At 71.6% G+C, this 26,097-nt stretch carries 23 protein-coding genes and 1 riboswitch; of the genes, 7 read left to right on the top strand and 16 right to left on the bottom strand.

All coding sequences use genetic code 11. The annotated features are described in order from the left end of the window. Positions 1-20 precede the first annotated feature (20 nt). From JO379_RS22810 to JO379_RS22785, 6 genes are all read right to left on the bottom strand, one after another. On the bottom strand, positions 21-1,157 hold the full coding sequence (locus JO379_RS22810; RefSeq protein ID WP_307842110.1) for an HTTM domain-containing protein: 1,137 nt from the start codon (positions 1,155-1,157) through the stop codon (positions 21-23). After that, positions 1,154-1,765, bottom strand: coding sequence for a DUF5819 family protein (locus JO379_RS22805; RefSeq protein ID WP_130879824.1), 612 nt, complete (start codon positions 1,763-1,765; stop codon positions 1,154-1,156). The genes JO379_RS22810 and JO379_RS22805 overlap by 4 nt, the downstream gene beginning before the upstream one ends. A gap of 23 nt (positions 1,766-1,788) precedes the next feature. Further along, positions 1,789-2,130 carry a hypothetical protein gene (locus JO379_RS22800; protein WP_130879823.1) on the bottom strand — a complete coding sequence of 114 codons (342 nt, stop codon included), beginning with the start codon at positions 2,128-2,130 and terminating at the stop codon, positions 1,789-1,791. A 1,074-nt stretch (positions 2,131-3,204) separates the two neighbouring features. Next, positions 3,205-4,086, bottom strand: coding sequence for a Gfo/Idh/MocA family protein (locus tag JO379_RS22795; protein ID WP_209516700.1), 882 nt, complete (start codon positions 4,084-4,086; stop codon positions 3,205-3,207). Then, a complete protein-coding gene (locus tag JO379_RS22790; RefSeq protein WP_130879821.1) occupies positions 4,083-5,084 on the bottom strand; it encodes a zinc-dependent alcohol dehydrogenase in 1,002 nt (333 codons plus the stop codon). Before JO379_RS22790 ends, JO379_RS22795 begins: the two co-directional genes overlap by 4 nt. After that, positions 5,071-6,471 carry an MFS transporter gene (locus JO379_RS22785; RefSeq protein ID WP_209516697.1) on the bottom strand — a complete coding sequence of 467 codons (1,401 nt, stop codon included), beginning with the start codon at positions 6,469-6,471 and terminating at the stop codon, positions 5,071-5,073. Before JO379_RS22785 ends, JO379_RS22790 begins: the two co-directional genes overlap by 14 nt. A 237-nt stretch (positions 6,472-6,708) precedes the next feature. Between JO379_RS22785 and JO379_RS22780 the strand changes: the two genes are divergently transcribed. Continuing rightward, complete coding sequence (locus tag JO379_RS22780) at positions 6,709-8,247, top strand: glycoside hydrolase family 3 protein (RefSeq protein ID WP_209516694.1); 1,539 nt, start codon at positions 6,709-6,711, stop codon at positions 8,245-8,247. Positions 8,248-8,494: 247 nt separating this feature from the next. On the opposite strand, the gene JO379_RS22775 is transcribed toward JO379_RS22780, so the two are convergent. Continuing rightward, the gene (locus JO379_RS22775; protein WP_130879819.1) at positions 8,495-8,698 is read right to left on the bottom strand and encodes a cold-shock protein; all 204 of its coding nucleotides are present in this window, start codon (positions 8,696-8,698) and stop codon (positions 8,495-8,497) included. 337 nt (positions 8,699-9,035) lie between these two features. After that, on the bottom strand, positions 9,036-9,374 hold the full coding sequence (locus JO379_RS22770; RefSeq protein WP_130879818.1) for a MerR family transcriptional regulator: 339 nt from the start codon (positions 9,372-9,374) through the stop codon (positions 9,036-9,038). Positions 9,375-9,990: 616 nt separating this feature from the next. Between JO379_RS22770 and JO379_RS34205 the strand changes: the two genes are divergently transcribed. The 4 genes from JO379_RS34205 to JO379_RS22750 all read left to right on the top strand — a co-directional run bounded on the left by JO379_RS34205 (position 9,991) and on the right by JO379_RS22750 (position 15,904). Beyond that, positions 9,991-10,347, top strand: a complete 357-nt coding sequence (locus JO379_RS34205; RefSeq protein WP_372449104.1) for a DUF3311 domain-containing protein — start codon at positions 9,991-9,993, stop codon at positions 10,345-10,347. After that, positions 10,344-11,969, top strand: coding sequence for a monocarboxylate uptake permease MctP (gene mctP / locus JO379_RS22760; protein ID WP_209516691.1), 1,626 nt, complete (start codon positions 10,344-10,346; stop codon positions 11,967-11,969). The genes JO379_RS34205 and mctP overlap by 4 nt, the downstream gene beginning before the upstream one ends. 274 nt (positions 11,970-12,243) lie before the next feature. Continuing rightward, positions 12,244-12,340: riboswitch (adenosylcobalamin-variant (AdoCbl-variant) riboswitch) on the top strand. Between the two features lie 169 nt (positions 12,341-12,509). Beyond that, a complete protein-coding gene (locus JO379_RS22755; protein WP_209516688.1) occupies positions 12,510-14,891 on the top strand; it encodes a ribonucleoside-diphosphate reductase subunit alpha in 2,382 nt (793 codons plus the stop codon). Then, positions 14,882-15,904 (top strand): ribonucleotide-diphosphate reductase subunit beta, encoded by a 1,023-nt coding sequence (locus JO379_RS22750; protein ID WP_130879815.1) that lies wholly within the window; start codon positions 14,882-14,884, stop codon positions 15,902-15,904. The genes JO379_RS22755 and JO379_RS22750 overlap by 10 nt, the downstream gene beginning before the upstream one ends. Positions 15,905-15,992: 88 nt before the next feature. On the opposite strand, the gene def is transcribed toward JO379_RS22750, so the two are convergent. From def to JO379_RS22710, 8 genes are all read right to left on the bottom strand, one after another. Further along, on the bottom strand, positions 15,993-16,622 hold the full coding sequence (gene def, locus JO379_RS22745; RefSeq protein WP_209516685.1) for a peptide deformylase: 630 nt from the start codon (positions 16,620-16,622) through the stop codon (positions 15,993-15,995). 105 nt (positions 16,623-16,727) lie between these two features. Beyond that, positions 16,728-17,714 carry a tetratricopeptide repeat protein gene (locus JO379_RS22740; RefSeq protein ID WP_184732785.1) on the bottom strand — a complete coding sequence of 329 codons (987 nt, stop codon included), beginning with the start codon at positions 17,712-17,714 and terminating at the stop codon, positions 16,728-16,730. A gap of 251 nt (positions 17,715-17,965) precedes the next feature. Next, complete coding sequence (locus tag JO379_RS22735) at positions 17,966-19,528, bottom strand: HD-GYP domain-containing protein (RefSeq protein WP_245381524.1); 1,563 nt, start codon at positions 19,526-19,528, stop codon at positions 17,966-17,968. Next, positions 19,525-20,835 (bottom strand): HD-GYP domain-containing protein, encoded by a 1,311-nt coding sequence (locus JO379_RS22730; RefSeq protein WP_209516682.1) that lies wholly within the window; start codon positions 20,833-20,835, stop codon positions 19,525-19,527. The genes JO379_RS22735 and JO379_RS22730 overlap by 4 nt, the downstream gene beginning before the upstream one ends. Before the next feature lie 182 nt (positions 20,836-21,017). Beyond that, complete coding sequence (gene rsrA, locus JO379_RS22725) at positions 21,018-21,350, bottom strand: mycothiol system anti-sigma-R factor (RefSeq protein ID WP_130879811.1); 333 nt, start codon at positions 21,348-21,350, stop codon at positions 21,018-21,020. Beyond that, positions 21,347-22,033, bottom strand: a complete 687-nt coding sequence (locus tag JO379_RS22720; protein ID WP_207303976.1) for a sigma-70 family RNA polymerase sigma factor — start codon at positions 22,031-22,033, stop codon at positions 21,347-21,349. The genes rsrA and JO379_RS22720 overlap by 4 nt, the downstream gene beginning before the upstream one ends. Positions 22,034-22,377: 344 nt before the next feature. Further along, on the bottom strand, positions 22,378-22,992 hold the full coding sequence (locus tag JO379_RS22715) for an alpha/beta hydrolase family protein (RefSeq protein ID WP_209518816.1): 615 nt from the start codon (positions 22,990-22,992) through the stop codon (positions 22,378-22,380). Between the two features lie 134 nt (positions 22,993-23,126). Then, positions 23,127-23,951 carry an SOS response-associated peptidase gene (locus tag JO379_RS22710; RefSeq protein ID WP_130879808.1) on the bottom strand — a complete coding sequence of 275 codons (825 nt, stop codon included), beginning with the start codon at positions 23,949-23,951 and terminating at the stop codon, positions 23,127-23,129. A gap of 41 nt (positions 23,952-23,992) precedes the next feature. Between JO379_RS22710 and JO379_RS22705 the strand changes: the two genes are divergently transcribed. Both JO379_RS22705 and aroA read left to right on the top strand, forming a co-directional pair. Next, complete coding sequence (locus tag JO379_RS22705) at positions 23,993-24,706, top strand: M50 family metallopeptidase (protein ID WP_130879807.1); 714 nt, start codon at positions 23,993-23,995, stop codon at positions 24,704-24,706. Between the two features lie 26 nt (positions 24,707-24,732). Further along, complete coding sequence (gene aroA / locus JO379_RS22700; protein WP_130879806.1) at positions 24,733-26,088, top strand: 3-phosphoshikimate 1-carboxyvinyltransferase; 1,356 nt, start codon at positions 24,733-24,735, stop codon at positions 26,086-26,088. Positions 26,089-26,097: the final 9 nt, after the last annotated feature.

The following is a 26,097-nucleotide window of genomic DNA, read 5'->3' as shown; positions in this document are numbered from 1 at the left end:
AACGGTGTGCCGTCACACCTCTACCGTGACGGCTCGGCGGCGGCGACCTCGCCCGTCGGCGCCGTAGGTGCGGTCGATGCCGTAGAGAGCCGGTCGGCGGGCTCGGGAGCATTCTCCGTGCTCACGGCGGCATTTGCCCCGCCGGGAAGCTTTTCCGGCCGTCCTCGGCCCGGCCGGCCCAGTCGCCCCGATCGACCCGATCGACCCGGCCCGCCGGACGACTGGAGCCGACGGAGCAACGCCGCGGTTTTGGTCATGGCGACACCGAGCGCACCGCTCAAGAAGATCAGGTCGCAGGCCACCATGGTCAGGGCGAAGCCCGTCAGCCCCATCAGCACACCGATGGAGACGTGGAAGCCGATCGATGCCATGGCGGCCCAAGGCCGCAGCTGGGGCACGAGGACGCCCAGCGGGAAGTACACCAGGAAGATCGTGGTGGAGTACGTCCCCAGGAACACCAACAGGTCGTTCTCGTAGACCAGGTTGGACACTCCGGGGAGGCTGAATTCGGAGACCCGGAGGACATAGAACAGGGCGGTTCCGTCCTGCCACATCTTCCCCTGCACCTTGTACAGTCCGCTGACCACGTACACCAGGCAGATCTGCATGGCGATGGCGACGACGCCCAGGTTGTGCAGGGGCGCCGACAACGACCGCAGCACCGACGGAACGCGCGGGGCGAGCTTCTTGGCGAGACCGCCGGAAAGGGCGAACCGGTCGTAGCAGCGGGTCAGCAGAAGCATGGGGATCACCAGGTAGGCCAGGTTGTCCCCGCCGTCCAGGAGAACGGGCTGGCGCTGGTAGATCGACCACAGGAAGACCCAGTGGACGGCCAGGCCCAGCCGGCCTCCCAGCCCGAGGGTGACCGCGAGGGCGGCCAGCATTCCCGCGTGGAAGACGAGCTCGAACCACACACCGGAGCTGCTGACCGTATAGAGGCTGAACGTTCCGGCCTCCTGGACCTTGCTCGTGAACTCGCCCCAGGGGAAGACCCCGTCGGGGCCGAACAGATACCTGCGGTCACCGTACTGGCTCGCGTAATACATGAAGCCCACGAACCCCAGGAGGAGCCGGGTACCGCTGACACCGAGCACGCTGATGTGACGGCCGGCCGCACCGTCCACGGCATCGACGAACTTCCTCGCGGCAGCGTTCACAGCAGCGCCCCCGCCTTCAGCCACTTCAGGTCCTGGACGCTGACCTTGTCCTCCGCCTTCGGGTCCCTCCGCTTGGACCAGGGCGGCAGCTCTTGGACGTACACCCGCACCTGGACCTGGTCCGGCTTCCCGCCGCAGACACCGGGCATCTGCGTCAGGGAATACCTGGACAGGAACCGGATGGCTTCCTCCTGCGAGGTCTTCTCGAAGGGCATGAGCGGAAGTTCCTTCTTCTTCTTTTCCTTCTCGGCCTCGCGCAGCCTGGTCAATACCGGGTCACCGCCGTTGATCAGCTGAACGTTGCCGGTGACCAGTCGCGACATGCGGGACGGGAAGAAACGACTGTTCTGGGCCTGCTCGACGTATTTCGTCGTCACGTCGTAGTACTCGGTGGTGGAACCGTCCGCGCACTTGGCCCGGGCCAGGATGCCACGGTTGTCGGCCAGCGGATCCGGGGCGAAAAGCATCCAATTCTGAGTGAAATAGGGATCGAGATAGCCGCTGATCGTCTCGAAGTTCCGCAGCTTCACCGGATTGAGCGGCATCTGGGAGAAGGCGGCCGCAAGGAAATGAAGGCCCAGAAGGGCGGCGCCGACGAGCAGCGCCACCCTCCTGGCTACAAGGTGATCCCTCACTTGTCGAAAACCGTCTCGACGGAGGCCGCGTCGGGGACGTTGGCCGAGCGGACGGTGCCGACGTTGCCCGCCGCCTCCAGGGCCGCGTTGGCAACCGACGGGCAAGCCGCCTTGGCGTGGACGTAACCCTTCTGGGCGGCCTTGCCGACAGCCTTACCGGCCTTGCCGGCGAGCTTGGCCAGGCCCCCGATCGCCTCAGGACCCTTGCCCGAGTCCTGGGCAGTCGCGGTCTCGACGGGCGCCACGGGGGTGGCCGAGGCCTGCGCCGACCCCTGGCTGGTCAGGACGAGGGCGACGCCGCCGAGAGCCACACCTACTGCTGCGATGACCTTCTTCATTGTTTTCTCCTTGGTTACTGCGCCCCATGCGGGATGAAGCGCGGAATTCATGGCAAGAGCCGGAACGAAAAGCGGCAGCACGAGTCCGCAAAAGGGTGGCCGAGCCTGTTCGATGACAGATGGGCACCGGCCGGGAAGAAATGGGGGGTGACGCGGAATTATTCCGTTGCCGCACGCACAATAATCGCCCCCGTTTTACCGCGACCCCCTTGCGGGGCCTCCTTGCGGATTACGTAGGGACAGTTTCATGCGAACGTCCTTGCGTCCACGGTTGAGCAAAGGAAAGGCAACGGCGGGCACGGGCCTGAAAACACCCATGCGGTCACCGCCTACCGTCCGGTAGGCGGTGACCGGGTAGCGGTATCCGGGACTCCCCTTCCCTGTCGACCTGGGAACGTCACGGAGGGCGACCGGCCGATGCGGCGACGGCATGACGGATACGCGCCGCCGACTCCCCCCGCGTTCCGGCCAACTCCGGCTTGATCAAGGTGACTTGATATCGACCACTCCACTTGAACACCTGGACGACAGGCCGAACTCGCCTATCTGGTCAGCGACTTGACCTGATCGGGGGCGCCGCCCATGGAGGGGGCAGTGGAAACCGCGGGTCATGAACCGTTGGGGCGACAGCGGCGTACGTAGTAGGCGTAGGTCGGCACCAGGACCAGCGGGCCCCACAGCATCCCCGGGGTGATGCACACCTTCGCCAGCAGCCCCCTTCCGTGAGCACGCTGAGCCCGAAGACGTAGGGAATGGACACCCACGGCGACGACGGCATCTCCCCCTCGACGTTCAGCCCCATTTCGGAGTGGAAGGCGAACGGCAGCCGCCACAGGCACTGGGGCAGCAGGAGGAGAGGGATCGCGTGGGCGGTGAGGTTCGCCCATCTCGGGACGGGCCGCTCGGTGCGGAGGGGGCCCCGGCCGGCTTGAGTTCGCTGATCGTGGTGGTGGTCGCGGGAACCAGCCTCTCCGGTCTCCGCCGGCCGGGCGTCGACTCCGCGGGCGATCGCCTCACCAGGGGTTCCACCGAAAGCCCTGGTCGTGGACCGCGAGTTGGGGCCGCGCCTGTCGATCACGCCAGCGCGGCCGCGATGACCTCGTCCACCAGGGCCGCCTCCGCCAGTGGGCAGACCGGGGCCCGCCCCTCCCCCGCCGCCGCGACGAAGTCGGCGATCAGCGGGAGGTGCGGGTTGGGCACCGCATCGGCGTCCAGCGGGTCGAGCACGTACGAACGCCCGGCGGCCCGGGCCTCGAAGCGGTCCCGTACCGGCCCCTCCGCCCAGGCGAAGCAGCACTCGGCCGTCACTCCCGACGCCCACTCGAGCGTCAGCCGGGCCCGTCGCTCGCACCCGTCCGGGAACCGGCGGTCCACCCGGCTCTCGACGTGCGACGGGCGCCCCAGCGCCCCGAGCAGCAGGTCCAGCCGGTGGCTGCCCGCGTCCGCGAGGACTCCGCCCCCGGCGACGGCCGGGTCGGTGCGCCAGCGCATGGGGTGCTCCGGCCCCGGGTCGAAGGGGGCACGGAAGTCGAGCCATAGGCGCGAGGCGCCGTCCCGCAGGGCCGACGCCAGCCACCGGGCCGCCGGTCCCAGCCGCCGGTAGTACGCCACCCCCGCGCACCGCCGCGCCGCGCGCGCCCGCTCAGCCAGCGCCGCGCCACCGCCCAGCGCACCGGCGAGGGGCTTCTCGACCAGGACGTGGCAGCCCGCTCCGAGCGCCCGCGCCGCCAGCGGTACGTGCGCGACGACGGGCGTCGCCACGTACACCGCGTCGACGCCCGCGAAGAGCCGGCCGGTGTCGTCACCACCGGCCGCGGCGCCCTGGGCGGCGGCCGTACGGGCCGCCCGCCCGGCGTCGCGCCCCCAGACGTACGCCACCTCCTCGCCCGACTCGCCGAGCGCGGGCAGGACGCGGCGCGTCACCACGTCCCCGTACCCGGCGACGGCCCACCTCACGGGCGGAGCGCGACCTTGAGGACCTTCGGCGGCGGCCCGGCGTACGGGGCGGGATCGCCGTCGGGGTACAAGGCGCGGCTCGCGGAGAGGAGTTCGACGGCCCGGGGCAGTTCGGTCAGCGGCAGGACGTGCGTGAGGATCTCGTCCAGGCGCAGCTCGTCGGCGCGCTCGGCGGCCAGCCGTTCGGCGACGGCCATCGCGCCGGCCCGCGCGGTGTCCGTGGGCTCGGCGGAGCTGTGCACCCGCAGGCCCTTCCGCTCCCATGTCACCAGGTCCACGGTGACCTTCGTGTCGATGTGGTGCGTGCCGAGCATGACGACCAGCCCGTTCTGCCGGACCAGTCCGACGCAGGCGTTCAGCGTCGTGGGCGTGCCGACGGCGTCGATGGCGACGTCGAAGCCCTCCCCGATTCCCGCCAGTTCACCCGCGCTGCCGTCCACCCGTCGGCACGTGTCCGCGCCCAGCCGCCGGGACCGCTCCAGCCGCCAGTCGTCGAGATCGACGGCGGTCAGGGCGGCTGCCCCGCGCGCGGCGGCCATGCGGAGCGCCATGAGGCCCACCGGCCCCTGGCCGATGACGGCGACCCGGTCGCCGAGGGTGACGCCCCTGGTGGCGTGGACGGCCAGCGGCAGCAATTGCAGGATGGCGCCCTGCTCGAAGCAGATCGCGTCCGGCAGCGCGCCGACGCTCACCTCGCGGGCGACGGCGTAGTCGGCGTATCCCGTGGTCAGGGGCGTACGGACGAAGACGCGCTGCCCGGGGCGCACCCGGGTGACGCCGGGGCCGACGCGCTCCACGACGCCGGCGATCTCGTGCCCGAAGCAGCCTTGGGCGCAGTGGTCGCGCAGCCCGTAGTAGTGGTAGTAGGCGAGGTCGCTGCGGTTGCAGACCGTGCAGGCACGCACCTGGACGAGCACTTCCAGCGGCCCGGGGACGGGTACGGGGACGTCGTCGGCGAGCCGGATCTCCCGACGGCCGACCAGGTCATAGCGGCGCATGCTCCTTCTCCTCCGCACAGGGTTCCGAGATGGTCACGGCGGTGACCCGGCCGGCGAGCAGGCACGCGCCCCCGGCCACGGTCGCGGCGACCGCGAAGACGAGGGCGAAGGCGCCCGCGTCGTGCCCGGCCCGGGTGTGCGCGGCGTTGAACGCGGCCCCGCAGGCGCCGACGAGCAGGACGCTGCACAGGTTGTCGGCCAGTTGCAGGGCCGCCGAGTTGGCGCCCTGCCGGTCGGGCGCGGAGCGGTCCAGGGTGAGGACGCCGACGCCGGGCAGCAGCAGCCCCATCCCGAACCCGGCGACGACCAGGCCCACGGCGGCGGTCGCGGCGGGCAGGGCACGCAGCACCCCGGCGATGGTGAGGGCGGCCGCGCAGAAGTGGACGAGAGCACCGATGAGGACGACGCGCTCGCGCGTCACCGGCAGGCGGGGGCGGCCCTGGAGCCAGGCGGCACCGGCCCAGCTGAGGGCGGCCCCGGTCAGCGACATCCCGGCGGCGGTGGGCGAGAGGTCGCGCTCGTTGACGAGCATGAGCGGGATGAACGACTCGACGGTGAAGTACGCGGCGGCCGCCACCCCGCGCAGCAGCACCAGGGACGGGAGCCCGCGCCGGGCGCGCAGGGTGCCGGGCGGCAGGAGGGTCCGTACGCTCACGGCCAGGAGTGCGAGGCCGAGCGCGGCGAGGGGCAGGGCCTGCCATCCCTCGGCCGAACCGGCGTAGCCGATCAGCCCCGCGCCGACGGCGACCGTCACGGCGGCCCGGACCCGCCCGGCCTGACCGTCCCGCCCGGTCGCGTCGTCGTCCGTTGCTCCGGGTGGTCCCACCTTCCGCAGGGGCCGCACCAGCACCACCATGGCCACCACGGAGAGCACGGCGATCGCGTGGAACACCCAGCGCCAGGAGAGCCGTTCGGTGACGGCGCCCGCGACGGGCGGGCCCAGCATGGACGGCAGGATCCAGCAGGCGGTGATCAGCGAGAACATCCTCGGCCGCAGCGACGCCGGGTAGGCCCGGCCGACCACCACGTACAGCGCGACGGTCACGGCGCCGCCGCCGAGGCCCTGGACGCAGCGGCCCAGCAGGAAGGGCGGCATCGCACCGGCGGTTCCGGCGAGCAGCGTGCCGGTGGCGAAGCAGAGCAGCCCGGCGAAGAGGGCGGGGCCCGGGCCGTGCCGGTCGGCGTGGCCGCCGCCGACGACCGTGCCGACGATGGACGCGGCGAGGAAGCCGCCGAACGCGAGGGCGTAGAGGGAGAGCCCGCCCAGTTCCTGCACGGCGACGGGCATGGCGGTGCTGAGGGCGAGCCCGGCGAAGGCCACGAGGACGAAGGTGCCTGCGACGGCGGTCGTACGGGCCCGGTGCGGCCGGGAGAAGAGGCCGTCCACGCACCCCACCCCCGTTGGATCAGACCAATCGGAGACTCGCACAGCCCTTCGGGGGCCGTCAACCGCCTTTGCCTACCGGGGGATGACCTCAAGCGATCTCCAACTGGGGCTCAAGAAAGGCCTATTCGAACAGCTCAGGCGTGCAGTCCGGCCTTGACACCCCCATTGGTACAGTCCAACATCCCGATTGTCCCGTCCCGTTCTCGCGGGCACCGGCACCATCGGAGGTACCCACCCATGCAGTCCCACGGTCGCGGCGAGCCACTGACCCGGCTGACGCACGCGGTGCTCCAGCCCGGCTTCGAGGGCACCGAGGCCCCGGACTGGGTCCGCCGCCGGATCGCCGAGGAGGGCCTGGCCGCCGTCGTACTGTTCGGCCGCAACATCCGAAGCCCCGAGCAGGTCGCCCGGCTGACCTCGGCGCTGCGCGCGGAGAACCCGGACCTGATCATCGCGATCGACGAGGAGGCCGGGGACGTCACCCGCATGGAGGCGTGGACGGGCGCCTCACGCCCCGGCAATCTGGCCCTCGGCGCGGTGGACGACCCGGCGCTGACCGAGTCCGTCGCCCACGACATCGGCCGCGAGCTGCACGCGGCGGGCATCTCCCTCAACTACGCCCCGAGCGCCGACGTCAACTCCAACCCCCGCAACCCCGTCATCGGCGTACGGTCCTTCGGCCCCGCCACCGATCTGGTCGCCCGGCACACCGCCGCCTGGGTCCGGGGCCTGCAGTCCGCCGGGGTCGCCGCCTGCGCCAAGCACTTCCCCGGCCACGGCGACACCGCCGTCGACTCCCACCACGACCTGCCCCGCGTCACGGCCTCCGCCGAGGAGATCGCCGCGACCGCCCTGCCGCCCTTCACCGCCGCGATCGAGGCGGGCGTCCGGGTCGTGATGACCGGCCACCTGCTCGTCCCCGCCCTCGACCCGGAGCTCCCGGCCACCCTCAGCCCCCGCATCCTGGTCGACCTGCTCCGGGGCACGCTCGGCTTCGAGGGCCTGGTGGTCACCGACGGCATCGAGATGAGCGCGGTGACCGGCCGCTACGGCATCGACGGCGCGACCGTACGGGCCGTGGCGGGCGGCGCCGACGCCGTATGCGTCGGCGGCGAGAGCGCGGACGAGACGACCACCGACCTTCTGACGACCGCACTGGCCAAGGCCGTGCACGACGGCACCCTGCCGGAAGAGCGCCTGGCCCGGGCGGCGTCCCGGGTCGCGGAGTTCGCAGCCTGGTCCGGCCGGCGCGCCCGGTCCCGCACGGCGGCCGACGGGGTGCGCTCCGACATCGGCCTGGTGGCGGCCCGGCGTGCCCTGCGCGTCGCCGGCCGCCCGGACGGCACCCTTCCGCTGCCGGCCGACCCGCATGTGGTCGAGCTCGTCCCCACCTCGACCCTGGCCATAGACCGGCAGACCCCGTGGGGCGTGGCGGGCCCCCTGCGCGAGCTGCGCCCCGGCGCCACGTCCGTCCGGCTGGCCCAGCCCGACCTCGCCGCCGACGCGGACCTCCTGGACCGCACCGCCCTGACCCCCGCCACCGGCCGCCCGCTGGTCGTCGTGGTCCGCGACGCCGCCCGGCACGCATGGATGTCGGACGCGCTGACCCACTTGCTGGCCGGCCGCCCGGACGCCGTCGTGATCGAAATGGGCGTCCCCGGCAGCACGTCCCCCGGCGCCGTCCACCTCGCCACCCACGGCGCGACCCGCGTCTCGGGCCAGGCGGCGGCGGAACTCCTCGCCGGAGTAGCCGATGTGACGCCCCCGGCGAATTGACCCGGTCAAGGAATTCCCGCAGCGGAGAGCAAGGGGGCATTACGGAAAGGACCGAATGGAATGCGAATTCGGCCGCCGTGAATCCGGTGCGGAGTGCAGGCGATGAAATGGCTGACGCCATGCGGACGCGAAATCCCGGATGCCGTCGGGCGCGACTCCGAAAGGGTGACACCCCTGCGGGAAACGCGCGCAGCTGAGGCCCGCACCCCGAGGGATGCGGGCCCCAGCTGCAAAGTACGCGCCGGCGTCAGGCGGGAACGATGTTCTCGGCTGTCGGGCCCTTCGGGCTCGGCACGATGTCGAAGGTGACCTTCTGGCCTTCGAGCAGCTCACGGAAGTCCTGAGCTGCGATGTTCGAGAAGTGGGCGAACACGTCGGCACCGCCGTCGTCCTGCTCGATGAAGCCGAAGCCCTTGGCCGGGTTGAACCACTTCACGGTGCCTGACGCCATGCCGTATCTCCTTTGGTGCCGTACGCCGGCACCCGCGATGCGCGGATACCGGGTCGCCGCGATGAAGCCCGCCCAGAAAATGACCGGCAGTACGAAAACGCTTTCCAGTGGCTGAGAGTGCCGACGGAGGCGCTTGAAGTTTGGGAACACAACTGCAACTGAGCTCGACAGTAGCATGCGGCAACAGCCCACGTATGGTACGTAATTCCACTCTTTCAGTGGCGGCAAAAACACTCCCCGCGCGACGCGCTGAACCCTCACCTCGCGGTCATAGATAGTGGTCCACCCGAAGTGCAACCTTTCAGGAAGTGCGGTCGCTCTTCGGGTGCGCACGGCCTCAGACCGCGGGCGGTGGATTCACCGACTCGGCGGCACGCCGGTATTCCGCGTTGAGGCGCTGGGCTTCCTCGAGCTGGTCCTCGAGAATGACGATGCGGCAGGCGGCCTCGATCGGGGTGCCCTGGTCGACGAGTTCGCGGGCGCGGGCGGCGATGCGCAGTTGGTAGCGGGAGTAGCGGCGGTGGCCACCCTTGGAGCGGAGCGGGGTGATCAGGCGGGCTTCGCCGATGGCGCGAAGGAAGCCCTGGGTGGTGCCGAGCAGTTCGGCGGCCCGGCCCATGGTGTAGGCGGGGTAGTCGTCGTCATCGAGACGGCCGAAGGAGTCGTCTGCTGTCATCTGCACCTCTCCGTGGAACGCATGGAGGGGCCCTGGTGCCATACGGCACCAGGGCCCCGAAGGAACTGCTACACCATCTGCCGACCCTAGTACTGCGTCGGCCTTCTGTTTCCGCGGACCCGACCGAGATGCTGTCGGGGGTGCGGGGATCGCGGTTGTCTGACCGGAGACCACCTCACTGACGATGTCCTGCGGTACCCGGGCTCAGCGATCCGCCCGGGCGATCCTGATGGCGCGGGGCTCCTCCGTTCTTCCCTCTGTACGAACCTCTGTACGAACTACTCATCAAACGGGTACTGCGTACTGCCGGCACCGCTGGGTACTGCGAACTACGGTGCTGCTGCCCGGCAGTTCATCTCTGCCGGGCCTTGCTCGATCTCGGCTACAAGAGAAACCATAACCACACCAGCACCCAATGTCTACGCTGACCGACATAGATTTTTGTGTGCTGGTCGGAGAGATAGTCGCCTTCGATCACAGACGGGGCGCGTGGCGACCGCTCCAGCCGAGGCATGACACCGCATACCGATATGCGGACAGGGGGTGACGCCCAGTAGCACCCTCCCCTAGATTTCCTGCGCATCACGCAGTGATCACACAGGGGGGAGTCACCACCATGACGGAACCACCGACCGAACCACCCGCCGAGCCGCCGGCCGGGCCGGCCGCGCGGCTGCCCGAGCAGTCGACGACGTCACCGTCCACGGTGCCGCCGGAGGGCGGCCCCAAGGGTGGGCGTACGGCATCAGCCGTCACCGTGCCCATGGTCGTCGCGGGGGTGTGCCTGGCCATTCCGTTCGGCGCGATGCTGTGGGTCGACTCCTACTCCCGGCTCACCCCCACGTTCATCGGTATGCCGTTCTTCTACTGGTACCAGATGCTGTGGGTGGTCCTCTCGACCGCGCTCACCGTCGTCGCGTACGTCATCGTCAGGCGCCAGGAGCGCGCCCGTAAGGGTGGTGAGCGGCGATGAAGGACGGCGTGAACGGCGTGGCGCTCGCCGTCTTCATCTTCTTCTTCCTGGTCGTCACCGTCATGGGCTTCGTCGCCTCCAGATGGCGGCGCGCGGAGAACGCGAACAATCTCGACGAGTGGGGGCTGGGCGGGCGCTCGTTCGGCACCTGGGTCACCTGGTTCCTGCTGGGCGGCGACCTCTATACCGCGTACACCTTCGTGGCCGTCCCGGCGGCGATCTACGCGGGCGGCGCGGCCGGGTTCTTCGCGGTGCCGTACACGATCCTCTGTTATCCGCTGGTGTTCACCTTCCTGCCCCGGCTGTGGTCGGTCTCGCACAAGCACGGCTACGTCACCTCCTCCGACTTCGTCCGCGGCCGGTTCGGCTCCAAGGGGCTGTCGCTGGCCCTCGCGCTCACCGGCATCCTCGCGACGATGCCGTACATCGCGCTCCAGCTCGTCGGCATCCAGGCCGTCCTGGACGTGATGGGCGTCGGCGGCGGATCGAACTGGTTCATGAAGGACCTGCCGCTGCTGATCGCCTTCGGGGTGCTCGCCGCCTATACCTATTCCTCCGGGCTGCGGGCGCCGGCGCTGATCGCCTTCGTCAAGGACGCGCTGATCTACATCGTGATCATCGTGGCGATCGTCTACATCCCGATCAAGCTCGGCGGCTTCGACGACATCTTCGCGAAGGCGGGCGGGGCGTTCGCGGTCGAGAACCCGGCGACCGGCAAGCCGCGCGGCTCCCTGGTGACCGGACCGGACGCGCAGTGGGCGTACGCGACGCTCGCCCTCGGTTCGGCGATGGCCCTCTTCCTCTATCCCCACTCGGTGACGGCGGTGCTCTCCAGCCGCAGCCGCAACGTCATCCGCCGCAACACCACGATCCTGCCGCTGTACTCGCTGATGCTCGGGCTGCTGGCGATCCTCGGCTTCATGGCGCTCGCCGCCGGGGTCAAGGTCAAGAACGGCCAGCTGGCCATCCCGCAACTCTTCGAGAACATGTTCCCGGACTGGTTCACGGGCGTCGCCTTCGCCGCGATCGGGATCGGCGCGCTCGTCCCGGCGGCCATCATGTCGATTGCCGCCGCGAATCTGTTCACCCGCAACATCTACAAGGACTTCATCAAGCCGGACGCCACGCCCGAGCACGAGGCGAAGGTCTCCAAGCTCTCCTCGCTGCTGGTGAAGGTCGGCGCGCTGGCCTTCGTGCTCACCATGGACAAGACGGTCGCGATCAACTTCCAGCTGCTCGGCGGCATCTGGATCCTGCAGACCGTCCCGGCCCTGGTGGGCGGGCTCTTCACGCGCTGGTGCCACCGCTGGGCGCTGCTCGGCGGCTGGGCGGCCGGAATGATCTACGGCACCTGGCGGGCGTACGACACGCCGAGCGCCACGCAGGACCACTTCGGCAACACCAATCTCATCCCGCTCATCGGTGAGAAGGGTTACATCGGCCTCACGGCCTTCGTCCTCAACGTCATCGTGGTGATCGTCCTCACCTTCGTGCTCAGGAAGCTCGGCGCCCCGGACGGCGTGGACCAGACGAAGGCGTCGGACTACACGGCCGACGCGGGCGACCCGGGCGTGGTGGAGAAGCTCCCGGCGGCCACCGCGGGAGCCCCCGGAGGCCACTGACCCCCACACCCCCGACCGCGCCTCTGAGGCCGCCGCTCCCCGACGAACAGGGGGGCGGCGGCCTTCGCCTTGCGGGCGCCGCCGAGACGCTCGCAGAGGCCCTTCGGAGGCCTTCGCGCGAGCCCCCGGAGGGCCGTGACGGGGGCTCGTACGAGAAGGGAATCGAGGTCCAACACCCGGGCGCTCTAGCACATTCCGCACCCAGCTCATTACCGCGCGACACAACATGTGGGGGCGCGTACGAGTGGCAGCACTAGATGTATGCTCGTCCTCGCTGTCGCCGCAGGGGAATCCGGTGGAAATCCGGAACTGTCCCGCAACGGTGTATGTGTGCGGTTTTACGTACCCAGAGTCCGAGGACCTGCCGACAGCGCGCCCGCTCCGAGCCTCCGCTCGGAACAGGGCGTCAAAATCGTCCGGGTCTCGCGGGTTGGGCCGATGGACGCTGCGTGGCATGCCCTGGTGCAGGGGTGTCCCCGTACGCGCCCGTCGCGCCCGTCCGCCCGGCCCACACCACTGCCGAGCGAGGGAGAGCCCCACGTGACCATCGCGCCCGCCGATCCGGTCTCAGCGACAGCGGAAGCGACCGGCGGCCCCGGGACCGCGCTGCTGCGCACCCTGACCGACCTCACCGCCGATCTGCCCGCCACCGACCCCGGCAAGGTCGCCGCCGCCGCGCTGCGCGGCCGGCACCCGGGCTCGGACGAGGCCGAGTTGCGGTCCCTGGCCACCGAGGCTGCCGCCGGGCTCATCGCCGAGGAGCCGGAGTACTCCCGGCTCGCCGCGCGACTGCTCACGCGTGCGATCGCCGAAGAGGCGGCCGGACAGGGCGCGCTCTCCTTCTCCGCCTCCGTCGCGGTCGGCCACCGCGAGGGCCTGATCGCCGACGAGACGGCCGCGTTCGTCGTGACGCACGCCGAGCGCCTGGACGCCCTCGTGGACGCCGCGCTCGCCGACGGCGCCGACGACCGCTTCGGCTACTTCGGCCTGCGCACCCTGCACAGCCGCTACCTGTTGCGCCACCCCATCACCCGCCAGGTCGTCGAGACCCCGCAGCACTTCCTGCTGCGCGTGGCCTGCGGCCTCGCCGAGGACCACTCGACGCGGGCCCTGGACGACGTGGCCGAGCTGTACCGGCTGACCAGCACGCTCTCCTACCTGCCGTCCTCCCCCACGCTCTTCAACTCCGGCACCCGGCACCCGCAGATGTCCTCGTGCTACCTGCTGGACTCGCCGCTGGACGAGCTGGACTCGATCTACGACCGCTACCACCAGGTGGCGCGGCTGTCGAAGCACGCCGGCGGCATCGGCCTGTCGTACTCGCGCATCCGCTCGCGCGGCTCGCTGATCCGCGGCACCAACGGCCACTCCAACGGCATCGTGCCGTTCCTGCGCACGCTGGACGCCTCCGTCGCCGCCGTCAACCAGGGCGGCCGGCGCAAGGGCGCGGCCTGTGTCTACCTGGAGACCTGGCACGCGGACATCGAGGAGTTCCTGGAGCTCCGCGACAACACCGGTGAGGAGGCCCGCCGCACGCACAACCTCAACACCGCGCACTGGATCCCGGACGAGTTCATGCGCCGCGTCGAGGCGGACTCCGACTGGTCGCTGTTCTCCCCCGCCGACACCCCCGAGCTGGTCGACCTGTGGGGCGACGAGTTCGACGCGGCGTACCGCAAGGCCGAGGCCGACGGCAAGGCGATCAAGACGATCCCCGCGCGCGTGCTGTACTCCCGGATGATGCGCACCCTCGCGCAGACCGGCAACGGCTGGATGACCTTCAAGGACGCGTCCAACCGCACCGCGAACCAGACCGCCGAGCCCGGCAAGGTCGTCCACTCCTCGAACCTCTGCACCGAGATCCTCGAGGTCACCGACGACGGCGAGACGGCCGTCTGCAACCTCGGTTCGGTGAACCTGGCGCAGCACCTGGGCGCCGAGGGCGAGATGGACTGGGAGAAGCTGGACCGCACGGTCCGCACTGCCGTGACCTTCCTCGACCGCGTCGTGGACATCAACTTCTACCCGACCGAGCAGGCCGGGAACTCCAACAGCCGCTGGCGCCCGGTGGGCCTGGGCCTCATGGGTCTCCAGGACGTCTTCTTCCGGCTGCGGCTGCCCTTCGACTCCGCCGAGGCGAAGGAGCTGTCCACCCGGATCTCCGAGCGCATCATGCTCGCGGCGTACGAGGCGTCCGCCGACCTCGCCGAGCGGCACGGCCCGCACCCGGCGTGGTCCGCGACCCGCACCGCGCGCGGCGTGCTGCACCCCGACCACTACCCGAACGCCGAGCAGCGCTGGGCCGACCGCTGGGACGCGCTCCGCGCCCGGATCGCGAAGACGGGCATGCGCAACTCGCTGCTGCTCGCCATCGCGCCGACGGCCACCATCGCCTCCATCGCGGGTGTGTACGAGTGCATCGAGCCGCAGGTCTCCAACCTCTTCAAGCGCGAGACGCTCAGCGGTGAGTTCCTCCAGGTCAACACCTACCTGGTGGAGGACCTGAAGCAGCTCGGCGTGTGGGACCGCACCACGCGTGACGCGATGACGGACGCCAACGGCTCGATCCAGGACATGAACTGGATCCCCAAGGAGGTGCGCGACCTCTACCGCACCGCCTGGGAGATCCCGCAGCGCGCCCTGATCGACATGGCCGCGGCCCGTACGCCGTACCTGGACCAGAGCCAGTCGCTGAACCTCTTCATGGCCTCGCCCACCATCGGCAAGCTCAGCTCGATGTACGCGTACGCCTGGAAGCAGGGCATCAAGACGACGTACTACCTGCGCTCGCGTCCGGCGACCCGGATCGCCCGCTCGGCCGGCGCCGCCGCCACCATCCCCGTACAGCAGGTCGCGACCCCGGACGCCGACGCCGTCGCCTGCTCCCTTGAGAACCCCGAGTCCTGCGAGGCATGCCAGTGACCGCCCCCGTACAGAAGAACCTGCTCGACCCCGGGTTCGAGCTGACCCTGCGCCCGATGCGGTACCCGGACTTCTACGACCGCTACCGCGACGCGATCAAGAACACCTGGACCGTCGAGGAGGTCGACCTCCACTCGGACGTCGCCGACCTCGCCAAGCTGTCCCCGGGCGAGCAGCACATGATCGGCCGCCTCGTCGCGTTCTTCGCGACCGGCGACTCGATCGTGGCGAACAACCTCGTCCTCACGTTGTACAAGCACATCAACTCCCCCGAGGCGCGGCTGTACCTGTCGCGGCAGCTCTTCGAGGAGGCCGTGCACGTCCAGTTCTATCTGACGCTGCTGGACACCTACCTCCCCGACCCGGAGGACCGTGCCGCCGCCTTCGACGCGGTCGAGAACATCCCCTCGATCCGCGAGAAGGCCCAGTTCTGCTTCAAGTGGATCAATGAGGTCGAGAAGCTGGAGCGGCTGGAGACGAAGGCCGACCGCCGTCGCTTCCTGCTGAACCTGATCTGCTTCGCGGCCTGCATCGAGGGCCTGTTCTTCTACGGCGCCTTCGCCTACGTGTACTGGTTCCGCTCGCGCGGTCTGCTGCACGGCCTGGCGACCGGCACCAACTGGGTCTTCCGCGACGAGACCATGCACATGAACTTCGCGTTCGAGGTCGTGGACACCGTCCGCCAGGAGGAGCCCGACCTCTTCGACGACGAGCTCCAGCAGCAGGTCACCGACATGCTGCGGGAAGCCGTCGAGGCGGAGCTGCAGTTCGGCCGCGACCTGTGCGGCGAGGGCCTGCCGGGCATGAACACCGAGTCCATGCGCGAGTACCTCCAGTGCGTCGCCGACCAGCGCCTCCAGCGCCTGGGCTTCGCGCCGGTCTACGGCTCGGAGAACCCTTTCTCCTTCATGGAGCTGCAGAACGTCCAGGAGCTGACCAACTTCTTCGAGCGCCGCGCGTCCGCGTACCAGGTGGCGGTCGAGGGCTCGGTCGCCTTCGACGACGAGTTCTGATCAACGCGACGCGATAGCCGCAAGGCCGCGTAGCCGAAGGGCCCCGCTCCTATCGAGCGGGGCCCTTCGTCGTACGCAGCCGTACGGATCAGTCGTTCGGGACGATCTCGTAGCGCGGCGTGCCCTCGGCCATCTGCTGGAGGGCGTCCTTGCGCTCGCGCTTGGAGAGGCGGTCGATGTAGAGCCGGCCGTAGAGGTGGTCGGTCTCGTGCTGGAGGCAGCGGGCGAAGTAGCCGGTGCCCTCGATCGCGATCGGGTTGCCCTTCGCGTCCTGGCCGCGCACGACCGCGTAGTCGGGGCGGGCCAGCGAGGCGTAGGCGGTGGGGACCGACAGGCAGCCCTCGTTGGAGTCGTCGAGGACGCGGCGGTCGGCCGGCAGCTCGTCCAGGACGGGGTTGCAGATGACACCGGTGTGCCGGACGCCCTCGTCGTCGGGGCAGTCGTAGACGAAGACCTTGAGGTCCACGCCGATCTGGTTCGCGGCGAGGCCCACGCCCTCGGCGGTCCGCTGGCTGGCGAACATGTCGTCGATCAGCTGGGCGAGCTTGTCGTCGAACTCCGTGACGTCCTTGCACTCCCGGTGCAGAACGGGGTTGCCGACGACGGTGATCGGACGGGAGGTGCCGCGCTCGCGGTACGCGAGCTCGCGTACCTCGCAGTCCTCGGTGTCCACGATGAACTCGCCGTTCACCGGCTGCTCGCTCTCTTGCTGCGCCATGTCCGCCGTATGCCTCTCTCAGAACCCGGAAAACTCGTATCCCACAGGATCTGTACAGAGTACGGGGGGCGCGGCGGCCCCAGAGGCCCCCTGGGGACCTCCGGGTCAGCAGACCTCTTCGAGATCCCGCCATTCACGGGAGTCGGGGCTGTCGGCGACCCAGCCGTCCAGCAGGCCCCGGACCAGCCCGGCGGGGGCGGCGATGCCGGCCTCGCGCTCGGGCACCCACAGCGAGCCGGAGCCCGCCGTGCGGTGGCCCAGCGGGCCCGGGTGGCCCGGCTCGCTGTGGTCGTGCGGGTCCAGGTGCTCGCCGTCGCCCTCGTCGCTGGGCATCCGACTCTCCGAACACGTGCGGCACAGCAGCCGCACCGAGGAGGACCAGTCCTCCGCGGCGAAGCCCGCGTCGGCCGCGAGCCGCTCCAGGGCGTCCCGGTCGGCCTCGGTCGCGGCCTCCAGGAGCACCACCCAGGTCGGGACGGGTGAGGGGGCCCACAGCTCGATCTCGTCGAAGACCGGGTACGAGGGGCCCGCCGCGGTGACGCGCTCGCCGTGCGGGACGCCGTCGTGCAGCACGACCTCGCCCCAGCGGCGGCCGGACGACGGCAGCGGGATCGACAGGACCTCCATCCGGGCCGGGTCCAGCCGACGGCCCCAGACGACCTCGGCCTCGCCCTCGGGGGAGAGCCGCACGGCCGCGCTGCCCAGCTCCATGCCGACCGGCTCACCGGCCGGGCTGCCCTCGCCGGGCACCCGCAGCCCGTACGCCTGCCAGGCGCGCCGGGCCAGCGGCCAGTCCTGGAGCGCCGTCGCGGCGATGCCCACGTTCCACCAGTCGGGAGCGCCCGTCTCGCGGTCGAGCAGCGCCACGGCCCGCAGCCCGGCGGCCCGGGCCTGCTCCCAGTCGTGCCGGAACTTATGGAGCAGCGCGAGGTTGAACCAGGACTCGGACAGCCACGGCTCCATGTCGGCGGCCCGCGTCAGCAGCGCGCCCGCGTCCTCGTACCGGCCGTCGCCGATGAGTGTGAACGCGCGGTCGGTGGCCTGCCGCCACGAGGCGGAAGGCCGGTGCCGTACCTTGCCGAAGATCCTCACGATTCCCGCCTGCCGGTTTCTGCGTGCAACCACGCCGGATCGCCCTGGTGGCGGCCGCCGTCCTCCCTGACGACAACCTGCCACACCTCATGTGCTGCGGGGAGCGGCGCCCACCACACCTCCTTGCCGACGGCGGCGCGCACGACACCCCCCGGTTTCCCGCAATTTCTTCGTCTCTCGCATCCAACCATGCCCCTTTGGACGCCCGCTCATTACCCGTGGGTTCAGCGGGCTAGTCAGCGTTTCCCGGACTATCGGGGGCCGGCGGGTGCAGGGGCGCACCGGGAGAGCACCCGGGCGAGCGCCTCCACCACCCGGGGCTCGTGGTCGTACGCGGTGGCCAGCCGGAGCCGCTCCAGCGCGCGCAGGGGCCCGCGCGCCTCCTCACCGGTCGGATCGTCGTAGTCGGCGGGGGTGGCGGACGGGACGGACGTGGCGAAGTCGTCGTAGGCACCGACGGTGGCGACGATCCTGGCGGCGAGCGGCTGGGACCGGTACGGCTCGGCCTGCCGCTCCACCGCCACGGCGACCGCGGCGGGCACCCGGACCCGCCGGGCCACGGCCGCGGCGAGCAGTGCGGCGCGCCGCCGCTCGGCGGGCGGAGCCACGTCGGGCAGGGCGAGCCGGCCGACGTCGCGGAGCAGGGCCGCGTGCTCCACCGCGTCGAGCTCGGCCGCGCTCAGGCCGAGTTCCCGCCCGACGGCCCGGCCGAGCGCCGCGACGCGGTGCGACCGCCCCGCGGGGACGTGGCCCGCGATCTCCGTGGCACGGGCGAGGGCGGCGGCGGTCTGGTGCCGGACGGCCCGTGCCGCCTCCGGGCGACGGGCGCCGAGCTGGACGAACAGCAGTGGCAGGCCGAGGGCCGGCAGCGCCCACAGCCCGGCGGCGCCGACGGCCGGTGCGATCACCACACCGGTGGCGTGGATCGCGGTGCCCGGCCCTTCCACGGCCCGCAGCTCGGTGCGCAGGGCCCGCCCGTACCGGCCGCCGGTGCGGGCCCGGGCGAGCGCGGCGGCGAGCAGCGCGTCCCCCAGGGTGCTGAGCACGAGGAGGGACAGGAGGTAGATCACGTAGTACGGGCCGTGGCCGGGCCACCGGTCCAGGGCGCCGGTGTGGTGCGGTGGCTGGAAACAACCGGCGACGAAGGCGGTGGTCAGCACGCGGCGGGCCAGTTCGTCGAGCGCGGGCGGCCGTCCGATCGCTCCCGCGAGGGTGGCGGCGAACACGACGGCGACGACCTGCGGCACGCCGTGCACGGCCTCCCGGCCCCCGATCCCGCCGAGCAGCGCGTACGCGAGCGCCCCGGCGGCCCCGACGGGCGCGGCCGGCCGGGGCGTCTCCTCGGCCCGCCCGCCGGTGTACGGCCGCCACGTCGCCTCACCGAGTGCGATCAGCGCTCCCCAGGCGAGCGCCACCTGCGGCTGCGCCACCCCCTGCCACGCGGTCCACCCCACCGCCAGCACGGCGACGGCCCCCGCGACGGCGTGCACCCCGCGCACGAACCGCCGGCCGGCGGGGGTGCCGCTCGCGGCGGGGGCGGCGGGCCAGACCCGGTGCCGGGCCCACGGCCCGTCGGCCGGCTTGGCCGGATCACGCCGACTGCCGGCCTCGCCGGGGCGGGGCCCGTACCCCGCGGCCGCGCCGGGGACCCGGTACGGGTCCGGCCACGGTGACGGCCACGGCTTGCCCCCGGCCCACTCCTCGGTGACGGGCCCGGGGCCCGGGGCCACGGGGTGGCCGGGCGGCGCCTTGGTCCCCTCGGCGTCGGCCGGGTGGACACCGGCGCTCGGGCCACGGGCCCCGCGACGGGTCATCGCTCTCCCCCGCGCCCCACGGCCGCCTCCGCACTACAGCCCGAAGGGACGTTTCGGCTGACGGAAACGGCCAGGTCGGAGGCGTCCGCGGGGGCCACGAGGCCCCAGCCCCGGCGGTCCAGGGCGCGCGTCAGGGCGGCGACCATGCGGGGGTCGAAGTGGGAGCCCGCGCACCGGTGGAGTTCGGCGAGGGCGGCGTGGACCGGGCGGGCGCGGCTGTAGCCGCGGTTGGAGGTCATGGCATCGAAGGCGTCCGCGACGGCGACGACGCGGGCGGACTCCGGGATGTGATGTCCCGTCAGGCCGTGCGGGTAGCCCGTGCCGTCCAGCCGCTCGTGATGGTGCAGGATCGCCGCCCGTGCCTCGTCCAGGAAGGCGATGCCGCGCACGATCTCGTGCCCGTATTCCGGGTGGAGCTCGATGACACGGCGCTCCTCGGGGGTCAGCGGCCCGTCCTTGCGCAGCAGCCGGGTGGGGACGCCGATCTTGCCGATGTCGTGCAGCACGCCCGCGAGGCGCATCGTCTCCAGCCGCTCACCGGTCATGCCCAGCTCGCGGGCGATCAGCAGCGAGGCCCGCCCGACGCGCTCGCAGTGCGCCCGCGTGTAGCGGTCCTTGAGATCGACGGCCTGCACCAGCGCCCGCACGGCGGCCTGCTGGGCGGCGCGCTCGCGCCTGCCGCTGTCCAGGAGCCGGCCGGACAGCGCCATGGGCAGCAGCACGAGCAGCGCCGTCGCCGGCCCGTACGCGCCGCGCCACAGGGCCGCGGCCAGCAGCGCGGCCGGCCCGTGGACGAGCGCGGGCCCCAGCAAGCCGGTCGGCAGACCGCTCCAGAGCTCGTGGAAGGGGCGGCGCTCGGCGGCGACCTGGATCGCCCCGTCCAGGGCGGCGAGGACAACAGCGCAGACCAGGGCGGCGACGAGGGCGGCAGGCAGCGCGTGGAGGCCGGGGAACGACGAGAACACGGCGAAGACGTACGAGGCGGCCCAGCCGGCCAGCGACTGCTGGGCCGCGTGCCACAGGCGGCGCGTGGCCACCGGGGGCCGCTCGACCCTGCCGACGAGCGCGCCCGGTACCGCGACGAGCGCGGCGGCGGCCGGTGGCAGCACGAACGCGGCGGTGAGCAGCACGGGAAAGGCGAGGGACCGTCGGGGCAGCCGCTCGGCGGCCACGCCGACCGCGGCGAGCTGGGCGACCGCCGCCCAGGGAACGCCGGCACCGGCCCGCAGCGCGGGGGCCGCGCACAGCGCCGCGGCGAGTACGGCGCCCGTGACCAGGGCGCGCGCCGTCGCCGGAAGTGCCCACATGGCGCGTCCTCCCCGTCCATCTCAGGCTTGCCTGTGGATGGGGAGAATAGGCTCATATACGGCCGGAGAACGGCGCATCGAGGGATTGCCCGGCCCGTATCTGCCGGATGCACACCTTCGGGTGATGATCCCGGGCGCGGTGGTTTGCTTCGGCCCGGTCCGGGCCCGAAGCGGAATGGGCCTCAGTCCCGGGAGACCGCTTCCGCCGCCGCCTCCGCCGCCCTGGCCTCGGCCACGACGTCCTGCTCGGGCAGGGCCTCACCGGCGCGGATCATCTCGATCCGGCCCATGACCTTCGACCGGAGGTCGGCCGGGACGTCGTCGTGGCCGCAGCAGCGCTTGACGAGCTTCTTCACGGCCTGCTCCAGCCCGTACTTCTCCAGGCACGGGGAGCATTCGTCGATGTGCACCTCGAACTTGGCGCAGTCACCGTCGGGCATCTCGTGATCGAGGAACTCGTAAAGATGGTCGAGGACTTCAGAGCAGTCCGTCTCGTGCGGGTCTCCGCAGCTCATGAGTCCGAGCCTTTCCGATTGTGCGACTCGTCGGAGCCCTTCGCTCCGGGGGTGGCCCCGGCCGGAACCAGTCCCCGCTCGCGGGCGTAGTCCTCGAGCATTCCGCGCAGCTGACGACGGCCCCGGTGCAGTCGGGACATGACCGTACCGATGGGCGTACCCATGATGTCCGCGATCTCCTTGTACGCAAAGCCCTCCACGTCCGCGAGGTAGACCGCTATGCGGAATTCCTCGGGGATGGCCTGGAGGGCCTCCTTGACATCGGAGTCGGGGAGATGGTCGAGCGCCTGGGACTCGGCGGAGCGCAGACCGGTCGACATATGCGACTCGGCGCGCGCCAGCTGCCAGTCCTCGATCTCCTCCGAGGCGCTGCGCAGCGGCTCACGCTGCTTCTTGCGGTACGAATTGATGAACGTGTTGGTCAGAATGCGGTACAGCCACGCCTTGAGGTTCGTACCGTCGCGGAACTGGTGGAAGGACGCGTAGGCCTTCGCGTACGTCTCCTGGACCAAGTCCTCCGCGTCAGCGGGATTGCGCGTCATGCGCAGGGCGGCCGAGTACATCTGGTCGAGGAAGGTGAGGGCGTCCCGCTCGAAGCGGGCATTGCGCTCGGCAGCGCTCTCCGTGGGCTGCCGCTCCTGGCTGTCATCCGTCCCCGCGTCGGTCCCAGTGACCGGACCCACCTCCTCCAGCACAGTGGCGGAACCGGATACGGACCCGCTCGAATCGGAGAATAGACGACGATCCGGTGCGCCCGCCGCTCCAGCCAGGGCCGGACGGGCCACGCGCAGCACCGACCATTCGAGGTCGGCCGACTGCGGGCGGGACGGGCAAGCGATCGAACCCATGCGGGGAACTCCCAATCCTCTGCTCTACCGGTACGTGACTACGACTGGCACAACAGCGACAACGGATGTCGCATTCCCCACAGGCCCGCGCATTGTCGATCTTTGAACGATCTTTGCCGATGCCGGCTTGGCCGACCGTGGTTCCGTCAGCCGACGAACAGTCACCGTCCGGCCGTCCGTCAGCGCGGCAGCCCGTCCAGCCATCCGCCGACGGCGTCGGTGATCACCGCGAGCGCGTCCTCCTGTGTGATGTCCGCCTTCTTCGGCACGGCGAAGCCGTGGTCACCGAACGGCACGGCGACCGGCTCGGTGCCCGGCGGGAATTCCTCGGGCCGCCCGAAGGGGTCACGGGCGCCCTGGACGACGAGCGTCGGCAGTCCGGCGCCCGTCAGCTCCTCGGCGCGGGACTTCTCCGGCTTGCCCGGCGGGTGCAGAGGGAAGCTCAGCGCGAGGACGGCGACGGCACCCAGCTCGGCGCCCGTGCGGCAGGCGACGCGGGCCCCGGCGCTCCGGCCGCCCGCGACGACCGGCACACCCGGCGCGGCGAGCGCGGGCCACAGCGCGACCCAGGCCGCGTCGAGCGCCTTCGGGGCGGGGGCCACCTTCTTGCCCGCGACCCGCCACGGCTGCTCGACGAGCGCGACGCCCACTCCACGGCCGGGCAGTGCGGCGGCGAGCGCCCGCAGGTCACGGGCCTCGACGCCACCGCCCGCGCCGTGCCCGAGGGCGAGCGTGAGCCGCGCTCCGGGCGCGGAGTACCAATGGATACGAGCGTCCCCGGCCGGGGTCGGCACCGTCTCGACAGTCGCTTCGGCCACTGGGCCCTCCGTGGTCTCTTCCGTCACCGGATCCGTCACCGAATCGATCATCGAATCGGTCACCGGCCATCCTGCCGCCCTGAGACGAGCTCCTCAGAACAGCCGGCTCCTCAGAACAGCGTCGCCTCCTCCGGCGCCTCCAGCTCGGTGAGCAGCTCCGGCCCGTTGTTGCGGACGTCGCTGACCGCCGTCGCCACCGGGTAGGCCCGTACGAGACCGGCGGGCGGGGGCGCCAGCAGCGAGCGCAGCTCGGCGGGGTCGGTGCGGGCCGGGTCCAGCCACGCGTCCCACCGGTCCGGCGGCAGCACCAGCGGCATCCGGGGGTGGATCTCGGCCAGCGAGCGCGGCCCGGCCCCGTCCTGGGCACCGCCGGTCGCGAACGGCTCCGGTTCGGCCTCGGTCGTGAGCACCGAGCACGTCACCCACCAGGCCTGCGGGTGGTCGCCGGGCAGCGTCGGGTCGCGCCAGAACTCGTACACCCCCGCCAGCGCCATGACCGAGCCGTCCGCCGGGGTGACGAGGTAGGGCTGCTTGCGGGACCGCTTCTTTCGGCCCTTCTCCTCCAGCTCGCGCTCACCGGCCCCGGTGACCCACTCGTAATAGCCGTCGGCCGGGAGCAGACAGCGCCGCGACTCGAAGGCCCGGCGGAAGGACGGCTTCTCGTGGACCGTCTCCGCCCGTGCGTTGATCATCTTCGCGGCACCCTCGGGCGATTTCGCCCACGACGGCACCAGGCCCCAGCGCATCGCCCGCAGCTGACGAACCGGACGCCGGTCTGCGGCGTCCTTCAGGGGACGCTCGAGCACCGCGTGGACGCTCTTGGTCGGCGCCACGTTCCAGTCCGGAGCCAGTGTCTCCGTCGGTTCCCACTTCTCCACCCCGAAGAGCCCGACCAGATCCTCCGGCCGCCGGCTCGCCGCATATCGCCCGCACATGAGTGCCACACTGCCACGAAGACCCAAGGAGCCGCTCGCACATGGACAGCACGCACGCCACCGACCTGTGGGACCGCGTCGTCGGCACCCAGCCCGACCCGTCGACGTGGCTGGTGGTGCTCACCGCTGTCGTGGCGCTCGCGGCGGTCGCCCCCTACGGCCTGTGGCGGGTGACCCGTAACGCGATCACCATCGCCCACGAGGGCGGTCACGGGCTCGTGGCCCTGCTCAGCGGCCGTCGGCTGGACGGCATCCGGCTGCACTCGGACACCTCGGGCCTGACCGTCTCGCGCGGCAAGCCGACCGGCATCGGCATGATCCTGACCGCCGCCGCCGGCTACACCGCCCCCTCGCTGCTCGGCCTCCTCGGTGCCTGGCTGCTGGCCGCCGGGCACATCACCGCACTGCTGTGGGGCGCGACCGCGCTGCTCGCCGCGATGCTGGTGATGATCCGCAATGCCTACGGCGTCCTGACGGTCGTCCTCGCCGGGGCGGCGTTCGTCCTCGTCTCCTGGCTGACCGGCCCGGCGGTGCAGGCAGCGTTCGCGTACGGGGTGGTGTGGTTCCTGCTGCTGGGCGGGGTCCGGCCGGCTTTCGAGCTCCAGCGGAAGCGGCGGCACGGCGGAGCGCCGGATTCCGACGCGGACCAGCTGGCGCGCCTCACGAACGTGCCGCCGGTGATCTGGCTGGGCTTCTTCCACGTGGTGTCGCTGTGCTCGCTGACCGGCGGCGGGCGCTGGCTGCTCGGACTGTGACCCGGACGAGCCACTAAGGTAAAGGCATGACCGAGAGCCCCGCGCACACCGACCTCTGGCCCGCCCCGACCGCGACCGGAGCAGTCCACGCGACCGTCACCGTGCCCGGATCGAAGTCGGTCACCAACCGCGCCCTCGTCCTGGCCGCCCTCGCCTCCGAGCCCGGCTGGGTCCGCCGGCCGCTGCGCTCCCGGGACACCCTGCTGATGGCCGAGGCGCTGCGCGCCATGGGCGTCGGCATCGAGGAGACGGTGTCCTCCGCCTCCGCGGACTCCGAGGGCGAGGCCTGGCGGGTGATCCCCGCCCGGCTGCACGGCCCGGCCACCGTCGACGTCGGCAACGCCGGCACGGTCATGCGCTTCCTGCCGCCCGTCGCCGCCCTCGCCGACGGCCCGATCCGCTTCGACGGCGACCCGCGCAGCTACGAGCGCCCGCTGCACGGTGTGATCGACGCGCTGCGCGCCCTCGGTGCCCGCATCGACGACAACGAACGCGGCGCGCTGCCGCTGACCGTGCACGGCGGCGGTGCCCTGGACGGCGGGCCGGTGGAGATCGACGCGTCTTCGTCCTCGCAGTTCGTCAGCGCCCTGCTGCTGTCCGGGCCGCGCTTCAACCAGGGGGTCGAGGTGCGCCACATCGGTGGCGTACTGCCCTCGATGCCGCACATCCGGATGACCGTGGACATGCTGCGGATGGCCGGGGCCCAGGTGGACACCCCCGAGGCCGGCGGCGAGCCGGACGTCTGGCGGGTCTCCCCCAGCGCCCTCCTCGGCCGGGACATCGTGGTGGAGCCCGACCTGTCCAACGCGGCGCCGTTCCTGGCGGCCGCCCTGGTCACCGGCGGCAAGGTCACCATCCCCGACTGGCCCGAGCACACCACCCAGCCGGGCGACGCGCTGCGCGACATCTTCACCGCCATGGGCGGCAGCTGTGAGCTGACCGAGGCCGGTCTGACCTTCACCGGCACGGGCCGGATCAAGGGCATCGACGCCGATCTGCACGAGGTCGGCGAGCTGTCCCCGGTGATCGCGGCGGTCGCCGCCCTCGCCGACTCCGAGTCCGTCCTGCGCGGCATCGCCCATCTGCGGCTGCACGAGACCGACCGGCTCGCGGCCCTCGCCAAGGAGATCAACGAGCTCGGTGGCGATGTCACCGAGACCGAGGACGGGCTGCACATCCGCCCGCGCGCCCTGCACGGCGGCGTCTTCCACACGTACGAGGACCACCGGCTGGCCACCGCGGCCGCCGTCATCGGCCTGGCCGTCGAGGGCGTCCAGGTGGAGAACGTGGCGACCACCGCCAAGACCCTCCCCGACTTCCCGGCCCTGTGGACCGGCATGCTCGGGCCGGTCGCCGGGGCGGCCCCGGCAGGCAGAGTCTGAGAGAGCGGA

The organism is Streptomyces syringium, assembly GCF_017876625.1.
GTDB classification, from domain to species: Bacteria; Actinomycetota; Actinomycetes; order Streptomycetales; family Streptomycetaceae; genus Streptomyces; species Streptomyces syringius.
This window is presented reverse-complemented; position numbering and strand designations above follow the sequence as displayed.